We start from the raw sequence: 12,794 nt of genomic DNA, 5'->3' as shown, positions 1-12,794 counted from the left end.
TTATTTCTTCCTGCCGCCGCGCGCGACATCCAAATGGTCGGTCTCGCGCGAACCGGTGGCGGTGTGGTCGCCCTTGCCGGAGGTCGCCGGGTCGTCGATCCACTCGACGTGGTGGCCGTACTTGTCCACCTTGCGGCGGTTGCCGTGGTCGTCGTAGTCGATGTGGTGCTGCTGGTCTTCGCGGCTGGACCGGCCCGCCTTCACATCGGCGCGCTCCTTGATGATGGAAGCGCCCGCGGTGACCGCCAAGACTCCGACGATGACGAGCAGCGACGTCACTGTACCGATCTCCGGCACATTCAGGCCCTCACCGCCGTTGATGAACGGCAGGTTGTTCTCGTGCAGGGCGTGCAGCAGCAGCTTCACGCCGATGAAGCCCAGCACCACCGCGAGGCCGTACGGCAGGTACACGAGCTTGTCCAGCAGTCCGTTCAGCAAGAAGTACAGCTGGCGCAGGCCCAGCAGCGCGAACGCGTTGGCCGAGAAGACCAGGAAGGATTCCTGGGTGATGCCATAGATCGCCGGGATGGAGTCGAAGGCGAACATCACGTCAATGAAGCCGATTGACAGCAATGCCACGAACAGCGGTGTGACAGCCTTCTTGCCGGCCTCCGTCGCGGAGAACAACCGGTCGCCGTGGTACGACTTCGTCACCGGAATGACCTTGCGCAGGGTCTTGACCACGAGCATGTCGTTCGGGTCCGGATCCTCCTGGTCCGTCGCCTCGTCGTACACCAGCTTGATCGCGGTGTAGAGCAGGAACGCGGCGAAGATGTAGAACACGTCCGACCACGCCTCGATGATCACCGCGCCAAGCAGAATGAACAGCAGGCGGCAGATCAGCGCGATGACGATGCCGATGAGCAGCACCTTCTGCTGGTACGCGCGCGGGATCTTGAACGAGCCCATGATCAGCGCGAACACGAACAGATTGTCCACGCTGAGCGAGAGCTCCGTGATGTAGCCGGTGAAGAACTGCACGCCGTGCTCGGCGTCCCACAGCCACCACACGATCCCGCCGAAAATGCAGGCCATCGTCATGTAGAACGCGGCCCAACCGCCCGACTCCTTCATCGTCGGCTCGTGCGGGGTGCGCACGTGTGAGACGAAGTCGAAGACGAAGAATCCGAGGATCACGGCTGACGTGATCAGCCAGATCGAAAGGGGCACATGCATGAATTGAACCTCCGGTTGCGTCGAGAAATAACCGGAGGTCTCCCCCACCAGCTACTGCGGCGGGCCGCCTGGACCGGGAACCGCATGCGGTTGGCCGTGTTGACGATCCGAGGCGCTTTCGGGGTACTCCCCTCCAACGACAAGCAACACTACTTGATCGCTCCCGCGGGCACACACGCCGGCCCACAATGTTGCGGCCTAGACGGCGAAGGGGTCGTCGTCGGCGTCGAGATTCAGCCGGAGCTCAATCGCGTCAGCGATGTCGGAGACGAATCTTCCGCCGTAGCGGTCCGCAACGAACGCTGCGGCCATGTCGGTCCCGGCGGCCACTCCCGAGGATGTCCACCGGTCGCGGTCGTGCACCCACCGCGCCGAGCGGCGCCACTCAATATTCTCGCCGAAGCTCGTGGCCCAATCGAACGCTCTCTTATTGCTCGTCGCCGAGTATCCCTCGAGCAGGCCAGCAGCAGCGAGGAGCGCAGATCCCGTGCACACCGACATCAGGATCTGCGGCCCGGCGGCCATTGCTTTCAACTGGGCGAGGAAGCGGTCGTCTTCCACCAGCCGTCGCGTCCCCATGCCGCCCGGTAAGAAATGCTGGGAACGGCCCTATTTTACAGCAAACATTCCGCACCAAACCGGCGTAACAATAGGGTGTGACTTGTGAGACATGCTCCTCCTGGGGCTATGTATTTTCAATCCATTGTTGTTAATGGTGTCTCGCTTCCTTAGAAGTGAGACACTCGGGAAAGGCGGGAGGGGTCCCCTTTCCCGACGTTTAAACCATCGCTTGCAATACAAGTAGTCGCTTGTTAATGTCGGGGTGTGCTTACAGAGATTTCCTTATCCATCCCCGCGTCGGATCTCAGTCCCGCCGAGCGGGCCCAGTTACTTGTGCCCACCCTGTCCGCGCTGTCGGATGAAAACCGGTTGACGATCCTGCTCACCTTGGCGGAGAAGTCGATGACTAACCGCCAGCTCCATGAGGTCACCGGGATGAGTCAGGCGTTGGTTAGCCATCATCTGGCTGCCCTGCGCAAGGCCGGACTGGTGGACTCGGAGCCGACGGGTCGTGCCACGCTGAATTCGGTGTGTTGTGCTCAGCTGGCTGATCCGGTGCGCTGGCTGGCGCACCTGGCGACGTTGACGCCGGAGGGACAACGCGCCTGCTGCACGGACACCTCCCTGAGAAACGAGGTCGTTGATGCTGATTAGCGCGCTCGGCACGTTCGCTACCCTCCTGGTCGAACTGCTCCTGCTGTTTCTGGTGATCTCCTATGCGGTCGCGTTGATCAACCGGCGCTTCGGCCCGGAGCGGTTGCAGAGCTGGATGGCTGGTGGAGCGGTTGCCGGTCAGGTCAAGGGACTGGCGTTGGGGGCGATCACTCCGTTTTGTTCCTGTTCGACGATCCCGATGTTTGTCAGCATGCTCAAAGCCGGGGTGGCCTTTCGTACCACCGTGACCTACCTGATCGCTTCGCCGCTGCTCAACCCGGTTATCGTCGGCGGGATCTGGCTGACCCTTTCCTGGCAGGTCGCGATCAGCTACGCGGTGATCATGGTGCTGCTGTCGCTGGGAGCACCCTGGGTCTGGACCGCGCTGGGCATGGAAGACCAGCTGCGCAAGGTCAAGGTCAAGGGCGGGCGCCAGCTGGACGGGACCCCGTGGCGTGGAATCAAACAAGAAACCCCGGCAGCGATCCGTCAGGCATGGGACGATCTTCGCCCCATGCTCCTTCCGATGATCATCGGCGTGGCCATCGGTGCATTCATCTACGGGGTCGTGCCCGAAGACGGCCTGGGATTTATGGCCGGTGGAAACGTCTGGTGGCTGATTCCACTGGCTGCGGCGATTGGTATCCCGCTGTATGTCCGACTGGAGACGATGCTGCCGGTCGCCTTGGCTTTATCGGGTGCCGGGGTGGCCATCGGCCCGATCTTCGCGATGATGATCGGCGGGTCCGGGGCCTCGCCACCGGAAATCTCGATGTTGGCGGCAGTGTTCAAGCCGAAACTGTTGGCCACCTTCGTGATCACCATTCTGCTGGCGGCCATGCTGGCCAGCTACGCGATGACGATCATCCTCTAAACCACTTACCTCTAACGAAAGGAGACCCTCATGGCTTCAAAGACCTGTTTCACAAGAAGAATACGAACTCCGATTGCTGCAGTGTCGAGATCGTCGCCGACGACGACACCGACACCACCAGTGACCAGGAGGAGCAGCATCCGCAGGCTCAGTCCTAACCTGCCACGCTCCTGGTATCTACCAGCATGTCCGGTTTCAGGCCGACGACGCTGATGATCAGTTCAGGCATCAACGACCCCGCGCGAGTTCGCGGGGGGTCGTTGATGGTGTGAGGTGGGGTGGTCAGTTCTCGAGCAGCTCGGCAACGAGCCGGCGTACACGCGTGTCGATGTCGTCACGGACCAGACGTATGCGCTCGATCCCCTCTATCCCCCTCCTGGACGGCTCGTCGGTCACCCACCGTTCGCACGTTCCGTGGGCGTCGTCGGGAAGCTCCAGCTGGGCATCACCTCCCAGGATGATCACGCGGTCAACCTCGCACAACAGCTGTGGATCCACAGGCACGAGTACTGACCGGATGGTGTTCCGAAGCCGTCGTCACAACCCTGGTCACCGGGGCCATCTGTGCCAACGCCTTCTGACTCTGACAGTAATTCTAAAACTGTTCTTTTGAGGTGTAATTGGCCTTACAGCGGTTCCATATCTATAGGCTATGCGAAGTTTCCATAGCTAGAAACGGTGCTCACCCATAAGAACGCTGATACGACGAAAGCCGCGGCGAATGTGAAGGCAAAAGCACGCCATGATCGGTCGCTAAGCCGATCCTTTTTCAACATGTAGACAAACATGGCTAATACACCCAACACCACCAATGAAGGTAGAGGTAGCCCATAGAAGACGAAAGGTATTGGAAGCCATGTGGACAGGAGCACTCCGCCATAAAGGGTTGCGACGCCCAAGACAATTCCAAAAAGTATTCCCGGAATGCTCGTTCTTTCTTTCACAACAAATTCCTTACCAATCAGTTTATCTTGATCAGACCACCGTTTTTAGCCTGCGCATGACATTCATTGATGGCGCCCGCTTCATCTCCTTCGTGTCGCAATCCAATGTCTCGACCAATGGCATTGTTTGTTTGATCCATGTGCCCAGCTTCAGGAGAACCAGGATGGTCTGTTTCGTGGGCATCGCCAATTTTTCGTGCAAAATCTGCGTTAGCCCGGATCGTTGTCAGCGCCTGCCACACACAATGCCTATCAGCGTCCTGAATGTTATCGTTCGTTACCTTGTTTGGAAACGTTTGCGAGGAGATACGTTCCGCGTCCTTGATTGCCTCTTTCGCGCGAACACAATCATAAGGATTGGTCGCACAGGCTGCCGCTTCATGCCTACCGATGTTGGTTCCATAGTTCTCGCCGGAGTCTCGAAAGGCGGTTTTATCCCCTGCAGAGCCGGTTTCATTTAAAACTTGCTGTACGATATGGTCTGGGGTCTCAGCCTTCGGATCAATATGCTCTTTCTCACGCAGTTCAATAGTCGTCTGAGCGATCCGCTCGTAAGAGTCAGTTTCTGCTGGTGTGGCATGTGCTGGCGATGCTGCCAAGGCATTCGCCGTGACGCCAATCGATAGTAGTGCTACTGCACCCAAAGCCTTCATATTTAGGCCTTTCTCGAATCTTGATGGACTCGACTAGCTCACCACGCCCAAAGCTCCCATACAACCGATAATCATCATCGTTACGGTATCGATACGTGGTCTTATATATCTGTTCACCTTCCACCATCCCGAATTACCTTGACGAACAGATTTTCTGGGGCCTGACCCCCGGAAAGTAGACACGTCGGGGGTTAGCTATGCTGCTTGGATCAGTGTAGTTGAGGTGAGTACTTCGAAATCATCGGGGGCTAGAAGGTTGCACCAGTAGTGCCGTCTGCGGGTGTTGTAGCGCATGCACCATCGAAAGACTTCCTGCCGGCAGGTAATGGGATTGTCAAAGACTTTCCGATCACGTAGAACTTCACGCTTTAAGGTGGCGTTAAATGACTCTGCCAGGGCATTATCGGCACTAGTTCCCGCCGCGCCCATGGATTGGCGCACACCAAGTTCGGCGCAGTGATCCCCAAACGCCTGTGATGTGTACACACTGCCATGATCAGAATGGAAAATTGCCCCTTTAAGGCTTCCGCGGACTTCGCTGGCATGAGATAAAGCTTCGATAACCAGCGATACCCGCATGTGATCGGCTAGCGCATGACCAACGAGCTTGCGTGAATAGGCGTCAATGACCGTGGCAAGGTACATGTTCTTCCCGCCCTTACACGGCAGGTAGGTGATGTCGCCTACATAGACGTGATTCGGCCTGCCAGCAGTGAACTTACGGCCTACTAAATCTGGCATGACACGGTGACCAGGCTTGCGCCTAGTGGTGATGCATCGACGCCTTTTCGTAAAGCCCTTCAACCCCATGGATTTCATGATGCGGGCAACCTTCTTATGATTAGTCGCGCCGAAGTCCGGATCGTCGTTGAGGCTTGCAGCGATGCGTTTAGCACCACAAAGCCCGTGCTCATCATCGAAAATGGTTGTGATTCTTGCACCAATAAGAGCATCGGAACACATCTTTAACCTGCGATTCTCGCGGGTGTTGACCCATTTGTAGAACGAGGAGCGATTGAGCTTTAACACATGGCACATCCGCTTGACCGAGTACTCGGTTCGGTGGTCATAGACAAACTGGAAGCGGATCACCAGCGTGTCTCTTCGGCAAAATATTTCGCGGCCTTACGCAGGATGTCGCGTTCTTCGCGCAACTTTGCGTTTTCTTTTGTCTCACTGGCGGATTCGCTCAGAATCAGCCGTCGCCTGGGCGTGATCACGCATGGCCTTCGTGCGAGCACGTTTGCCGGTGCCATACTGCTTAAGCCAGGAATAAAGTGAGGAACGATTAACTCCAAGCTCTGTCGAAGCCGCGTGAAGTGAAAGGTCCTCATTGTTCTCATAGAGGGCCACAGCATCACGTTTGAACTGTTCGGAATACCTAGGCATGGTGGTAGATTACCTTTCTTCCCAACCCAACCGGGATGGATATCAGGTGTCTACCAAACAGGGGTCAGGTCCCTCTTCAAGCTTGTCTAGCGTAAGCAACCAAACAACCGCATCCGGATTCGCATCCAACTGCTGTTGTGCATGATGCGGCGCCCTAGACGCAGGTGGGCGATCAAACTCCGTTTTAATTGGCACACCATCCTCGTGGACGATATTAAGGTCGGGTCGTCCACGGCTTGTTGTCTTTAGCGTCTTTTGCCCCGTTTCTGGATCAAAGCACATCCCCGGTTGCCGAACTGAAGTCGCCGTCCACGCCGAGCCGCACTCCTTGCGAACTCGCGACGGAACCACCATCCGCTGAGAGCATTTCCACGTCGAAGTCGTCGACCTTGGACAGCACTTCAACCGGGCCAGCCACATCGAGCAGCTCAACATCGTCGAAAAGGACGACAGAGAACCGAAGCTCAGGAGTAGCGCCCATCGGTTAGAACGCGCCGCCGGTCGGGTTGTAGGTGGCCTTCACCGTTTGAGCATCTGTGCTGGCGCCGGAGCCGGACTCGGCACCGGAGTTGGCGGAATCGTCGTCAAGCGACTGCTCCTCGAGTACCTCCTTGGGCGCCTCGGCGGGGTCGGCCCCCTTGATCATCCACTGGATAGTCTCGAGCTCTTCGGGCTTGACCAGCACCTCGCGTGCCTTGGAGCCCTCGGACGGGCCGACGACACCGCGGGATTCCATGAGGTCCATGAGGCGGCCGGCCTTGGCGAAGCCGATGCGGAGCTTTCGCTGCAGCATCGACGTGGAGCCGAGCTGGGAGGTGACAACGAGCTCGACGGCCTCGAGGAGGTCGTCCATGTCCTTACCGATCTCCTCGTCGATCTCTTTCTTCTCCGGAGCCTTTTCCTCGGTGACACCTTCGGTGTAGTGCGGTTCGCCCTGCTCCTTGACGGCATCGACGACAGCCTGGATTTCCTCGTCGGTGACGAAGGCGCCTTGGAGACGCTGCGGCTTGCCAGCGCCCTGCGGAATGAACAGAGCGTCGCCCATGCCGATGAGCTTCTCGGCGCCACCCTGGTCGAGGATGACGCGGGAGTCGGTGAGCGAGGAGGTCGCAAAGGCGAGGCGCGACGGCACGTTCGTCTTGATCAGGCCGGTGACCACGTCCACTGACGGGCGCTGCGTGGCGAGCACCAGGTGGATGCCGGCGGCGCGGGCCTTCTGTGTGATGCGGACAATGGAGTCCTCGATCTCCTTCGGCGCCGTCATCATGAGGTCGGCGAGCTCGTCGACGACGCAGACGATGAGCGGGTACGGGCGCATTTCGCGCTCGGACCCCGGAGGAGCCGTGTGCTCGCCGGAGCGGACCTTCTTGTTGAAGTCCTTGATGTGGCGCACGCGCGCGGACTTCATGTCCATGTAGCGCTGCTCCATCTCCTCCACGAGCCACTGCAACGCTGCCGCCGCCTTCTTGGGCTGGGTGATGATCGGGGTGATCAGGTGCGGGATTCCCTCGTACGGGGTGAGCTCCACCATCTTCGGGTCGACGAGGATGAGGCGGACCTCTTCCGGCGTCGCGCGCGTCAGCAGGGACACGAGCATGGAGTTCACGAACGCGGACTTACCGGAACCGGTTGAACCAGCCACAAGCAGGTGCGGCATCTTCTGCACGGACGCGGAGACGAAGTCGCCCTCGATGTTCTTGCCGAGACCGATCAGCATCGGGTCATGCTCGGCGCGCACGTTCGGCGCGTCCAAAACATCGCGCAGACGCACCATTTCGCGGTCGGAGTTCGGCACCTCGATGCCCACGGCGGACTTGCCGGGGATCGGGGTCAGCAGCCGGACGTTGTCCGTCGCCACCGCATAGGCGAGATTCGACTGGAGGTTCGTGATCTTGGAGACCTTGACGCCGGGGCCGAGCTCGACTTCGTAACGCGTCACTGTCGGTCCGCGCGAGAACCCGGTCACCGCAGCGTCGACCTTGAATTCGTCGAAGACATCGGTGATTGCCTCGATCATCCGGTCGTTGATTTCCGTGCGGCTCTTCGGGGCGTTGCCCGGGAGCAGCAGGCTTGTCGACGGCAGCGTGTAGTCCCCTGCCCCCTCCGGTTCCCGTGCGGCGGGAGCTTGGGCCGGCTGCTGCTCCTTCTCGGAATTGGGTGTGGATGCCGGGATAGCCGACGCATCGATGCCCGAGCGTGCCACGATCTGCTTGCGCATCTCTTCGCGCGCCTGGCTGACTGCGTCACCTGCCGCATTGGCGGCTCCGGCTGCCCCGGCAGCCCGGGCGGCACCAGCTCCGCCAGCCGCTGCAGCACCGGCTGCACCGGAAGCGGCGCCTGCAACACCACTGACCTTCTCGATCGGTGCAGTGTCGCTCGTCTTCGTCTTTGGGGCGCGCTTGCGGCGCGGGGCATTCACCTTCGTCTCAGGCTGCTCTGCCCGCGCCGGTGCCTGTGCCGGGATCTGCTCGGTGAACTGGTCCTCGGCGGCGACTTCGCTGCCGAAGTCGTACACCTCGTCCTGCTGGTCACGAGCATCAGTACGGGACATCGCCCGGGTCTCGTTCGCCGCTGATGTAGCTGCTGCCGCGGGCCGCGGACGGGTCCGGCGGCGTGGGGCGGGGTCAGCGGGAGCGTCGAGAAGCGTCGGGTCTTCGGCGTTCTCGTCGGCCGGGTCAACCGGGTAATTGTCCATTGGGGTGCGCGGACGCTTCGCCGGACGCGGTTGGCGAGTCTGAGCACGGGGACGGCGCTCACGCCCCTCGGCGATATCGTCGAGGTCACCCTCAACATAGCCGTACATGTCGTCCGATTCCTCGCTTTCCGCGGGATCCGGGGTGTACGCGCTCGACGCGATGCTCCGGATCAGATTGCGGATGTAGTCGAAGGATTCGCGCACCGTGATGCCGGTAGCCAGAAGGGCCGCGTAGACAATGACGAGCCCCAGCAGCGGAACCGCCACATACGGGGTGAAGCCCGCGCTGAGCGGCCCGCCCACCAACGCGCCAATGGCACCGCCGGCGACCTTGCGGTCCGCCCAGCTTTCCGGCGTGCCCGCGAAGACGTGGATCAGGCCGAGCATGCAGATAGCGATGATGGTCAGCCCGGCTCCGCTGTGTGCGCGTTCGGAAGCGCTGCTGCCCAACCCGAGCATGACTGCGATAGCGATGCCAACCAAGACCACGGGGAGCACCAAGGCGCCGGCACCGATGATCCAGTGCACACCGCTGGCGATTGCCGCGCCCACCGGGCCGGCAATGTCGAGCCAAACGGACGCCCCGAGAACAGCGGCGAGACCGATGAGCACAAGACCGATTGCGTCGGCGCGGCGGCCGCGCTCTGTCAGGTCGCCCTCGTCGTAGCCGTCATGCTCGTCGTAGGCCTCGGCACCGCCATGCTCCTTCGGCGAGCTGGCGTCGAAAGCGTCGTCGTAGGTGTCCTCCTGCATCGGGCGCTTGCGGCGTCGGGAAGCGGAGGCACCAGCCTTGCGCCCGACAGCCGAAAATGCGCCGGTCACTTCGCGCGCCGCATTGCCCATTCCGCGTCCGACGGCGCCGACGGCCGAGCCGACGCGCTCATCGGCGGAGTCGGCTGCAACCGTGGTGCCGGATACGGACGAGCGGGAGTACCCGCCTGTGGTGCGGGTATCACGGCTTTTCGGCCCAGTTTTGGACCGACCTTTCTGGCGGCGCTGGGTACTCGTGACAGACATGGCCACCACTGTAATGGCCAGTCACACCTTTAGTCACATGCGCCACACCGGCGCTCTCAAATTTCGATCAGTCTAGATTCGGCGCTTGACCTTCGCGATATCCGCCTCAGCGCCGTCAATGTCCACCTGCACGGCATCGCGACCGGTGACCCACAGCAACAGCTCACCGGGATCACCCGAAACGCGCACGACGCGGTCTCCCTTCGCCACCACTCCCCGTTTCCCGCCGAGCGTGACCGGTGGGTGGTTCTGCGGGGTCAGCACCACCGGCACCTCTGAACTACTCAGCGCCATCTGGACCATCATCCGTGCGGCCTTCATAAGGTCGGCCTCCACAACCCGCGAAAATTCTCGGGGAGCCACCTCTCCCCTACCCCGGCGCACATCCTCGTGGTGGATGAAGTGCTCGGAGCTGTTCATGGCTTTATCGAAGGGCTTGATGAACAGCGGCGGACCGGCAGCCCATTCGCCGACCACCTCGGTGTACGGCCGCTGCTTCACCGCGGACTGCGCATTCTGGGTGACTTCCGACAGCGCGGAAATGAAATATCCGCCCGCCAAGTACGGCTTGCGCTCACGCAAGTACAGGTGCGCGGCGAGGTCGGCAGTAGTCCACCCTTCGCACAGGGTGGGCGCATCCGGGCCGCGGTCGAGAAGAAGCTGAGCCAGCTGTTCACGCTCTTTCTGCTGAAAAGACATAGGCCCCAGCCTAGTCCGGCTGGGGCCTATCAGTGCGGGTCTTACAGCGACTCGCGGGATGACTCAACATCCTCGTTGCTGAGCGGTGCGGTGTCATCGGCGTTCATTGGAACGACCGTCGGCAGGATCACCGGCTCGCGCTTGTACTTCTGCTCGATCGAGCGGGAAACACGGCGGCGGAGCTGCTGCACCATGCGGTACGGATCATTCTCGCCTTCCGCGGCCAAATCGAACATGGTGTTCTCCACCAGCTCGACGAGATCCGGCAGGACACCGCGGTCATCGTCGACGAGGCCGGTGGTGGACACGACCGGACGCTCGATGAGACGGCTCGTGCGGTCGTCGATGACGCAGGTGATCGAGATGACGCCGCCAGCAGCGAGGTTGGTGCGGTCAGTCAGGACATCCGGATCGACATCGCCCATGGTGGTGCCGTCGACGTACAGGTTGCCCACCTGGTACTGGCCCGCGACCTTGAGCTTGCCGTCGACCATGTCGACCACCACACCGTTCTGGGCCAGCACTGTGTTCTCCGGCTTGACGCCGGTAGCGATCGCCAGTTCCTTGTTGGCGCGCAGGTGGCGCCACTCGCCGTGAACCGGCATCGCGTTGCGCGGGCGCGCCATGTTGTACAGGAACAAAAGCTCGCCGGCGTAGCCGTGGCCAGATGCGTGAACATGGGCATCATCGCTGGTAATCACATTCGCGCCGATCTGGGCAAGGTTGTTGATCACGGCGAAGACCGCTTCCTCGTTGCCCGGAATGAGCGAGGAGGACAGGATGATCGTGTCACCATCGCGCACCGTGATCTGGCGGTGCTCGCGGCGGGACATGCGCGACAGGGCAGCCATCGGCTCGCCCTGCGTTCCGGTGGTGATCAGCATGACGCGGTGCGGAGCCATCTTCGCGGCTTCCTCGATCGGGATGATCGTGCCCTTCGGCGCTTTGAGGAGGTTCATCTTCTCGGCGATCTCCATGTTGCGGATCATGGAGCGGCCGTTGAAGGCGACCTTGCGGCCCGATGCGACAGCGGCGTTGACCGCCATCTGCACGCGCGACACGTTGGACGCAAAGGACGCGAGCACCACGCGCTGCTTCGCAGCCTGAACCAGGCGGATCAGCGTCTCCTCGATACCAGCCTCCGAGGCGGAGATGCCCGGAATCGTCGCGTTGGTGGAATCGCACAGGAAAAGGTCGATGCCCTCGTCACCGTAACGCGCCAGAGCAGGCAGGTCCGTCGGCTTGTTGTCGTACGGGGTCATGTCGACCTTGACATCGCCGGTCATGCAGACGGTGCCTGCACCAGTCTTGATGACCACGCCGAGGCAGTCCGGGATGGAGTGGCCGACGTGGAAGAAGCGCAAGTTGAACGGACCGACGGTGATCTCGGACTTCGCATTGACCTCGTGCAGCTTCGGGCGCTGACGGTGTTCCTTCGTCTTGGCCGCGATAAGTGCGTTGGTGAACTTCGCCGAGTAGATCGGGATGTCCGGGCGCAGCTTCAGCAGCCACGGAATCGCACCGATGTGGTCCTCGTGGCCGTGAGTGACCACAAGGGCTTCGACCTTGTCCAGCTTGTTCTCGATCGGGCCGAAGTCCGGCAGGATCAGGTCCACGCCCGGTTCGTCGGAGGACGGGAACAGCACGCCGCAGTCCACGATGAGCTTACGGCCGTTGTACTCGAAAACCGTCATGTTGCGGCCGATCTCGGAAATGCCGCCCAGAGCATAGATACGCAGGCCGTTCTGCGGGGCCTTCTGCGGAGCCGGCAGACGCTTAGTCAGGTCGGCACCCTGCATACCCTTCACCGGGTTGCGGCGGTTGTCTCCTCCACGGCCGCCGCGTCCGCGGCCGCGTCCACGACCCCGCCCGCGGTTGTTGCCGCCTCCGTTGCCGTTGTTGCCACGGCCGCCGCGGTTGTTGCCGCCGTTGTTGCCGTTGCCGTTGTTGCTGCGGTTATTGCCGTTGCCGCCGCCGTTACCGTTGCTGTTGCTATTTCCGTTGTTGGAACCGTTGCCCCCGTTGTCGCCGGGTTGGGTATCCGCTGCCTGGAAGACGGGCTGCTGATCGCCTGCCTCCGGCGGGCCCGCCTTGCGGGTCACTTTACGGGAGCGATTGCGGGGTTCGTTCAT

The 12,794-nt window shown here is 61.1% G+C and carries 9 protein-coding genes and 2 pseudogenes; 2 read left to right on the top strand and 9 right to left on the bottom strand.

The genetic code is table 11. The features are described 5' to 3' along the window. Together QYR03_RS01170 and QYR03_RS01165 are read right to left on the bottom strand one after the other, a co-directional pair. Complete coding sequence (locus QYR03_RS01170) at window positions 1-1,176, bottom strand: TerC family protein (RefSeq protein WP_301712306.1); 1,176 nt, start codon at window positions 1,174-1,176, stop codon at window positions 1-3. A 198-nt stretch (window positions 1,177-1,374) separates the two neighbouring features. Further along, the gene (locus QYR03_RS01165) at window positions 1,375-1,755 is read right to left on the bottom strand and encodes a DJ-1/PfpI family protein (protein WP_301712305.1); all 381 of its coding nucleotides are present in this window, start codon (window positions 1,753-1,755) and stop codon (window positions 1,375-1,377) included. Between the two features lie 246 nt (window positions 1,756-2,001). Between QYR03_RS01165 and QYR03_RS01160 the strand changes: the two genes are divergently transcribed. Together QYR03_RS01160 and QYR03_RS01155 are read left to right on the top strand one after the other, a co-directional pair. Further along, window positions 2,002-2,391: a helix-turn-helix transcriptional regulator gene (locus QYR03_RS01160; RefSeq protein WP_003849997.1), complete on the top strand. Its 390-nt coding sequence runs from the start codon at window positions 2,002-2,004 to the stop codon at window positions 2,389-2,391. After that, window positions 2,381-3,265 (top strand): permease, encoded by an 885-nt coding sequence (locus tag QYR03_RS01155; RefSeq protein WP_301712304.1) that lies wholly within the window; start codon window positions 2,381-2,383, stop codon window positions 3,263-3,265. Before QYR03_RS01160 ends, QYR03_RS01155 begins: the two co-directional genes overlap by 11 nt. A gap of 282 nt (window positions 3,266-3,547) precedes the next feature. Here the strand turns inward: QYR03_RS01155 and QYR03_RS01150 are convergent. The 7 genes and pseudogenes from QYR03_RS01150 to QYR03_RS01120 all read right to left on the bottom strand — a co-directional run. Beyond that, a pseudogene (locus QYR03_RS01150) lies at window positions 3,548-3,763 on the bottom strand (low molecular weight phosphatase family protein); the annotation flags it as partial. 463 nt (window positions 3,764-4,226) lie between these two features. Further along, window positions 4,227-4,862, bottom strand: coding sequence for a hypothetical protein (locus QYR03_RS01145; RefSeq protein WP_301712303.1), 636 nt, complete (start codon window positions 4,860-4,862; stop codon window positions 4,227-4,229). Window positions 4,863-5,057: 195 nt separating this feature from the next. Continuing rightward, window positions 5,058-6,251: pseudogene (locus QYR03_RS01140) on the bottom strand (IS3 family transposase). A 271-nt stretch (window positions 6,252-6,522) separates the two neighbouring features. After that, entirely contained in the window at window positions 6,523-6,732 is a 210-nt protein-coding gene (locus QYR03_RS01135; protein WP_301712302.1) for a hypothetical protein, read from the bottom strand. A gap of 3 nt (window positions 6,733-6,735) precedes the next feature. Continuing rightward, entirely contained in the window at window positions 6,736-9,789 is a 3,054-nt protein-coding gene (locus QYR03_RS01130) for a DNA translocase FtsK (RefSeq protein ID WP_301712441.1), read from the bottom strand. Between the two features lie 246 nt (window positions 9,790-10,035). Next, window positions 10,036-10,662: a TIGR03085 family metal-binding protein gene (locus tag QYR03_RS01125; protein WP_301712301.1), complete on the bottom strand. Its 627-nt coding sequence runs from the start codon at window positions 10,660-10,662 to the stop codon at window positions 10,036-10,038. Between the two features lie 41 nt (window positions 10,663-10,703). Further along, window positions 10,704-12,794, bottom strand: coding sequence for a ribonuclease J (locus QYR03_RS01120; protein WP_301712300.1), 2,091 nt, complete (start codon window positions 12,792-12,794; stop codon window positions 10,704-10,706).

The organism is Corynebacterium sp. P4-C1 (assembly GCF_030503595.1).
Lineage (GTDB): Bacteria > Actinomycetota > Actinomycetes > Mycobacteriales > Mycobacteriaceae > Corynebacterium.
The sequence above is the reverse complement of the archived record's forward strand: the minus strand, read 5'-3'. Positions and strand labels throughout refer to the sequence as shown.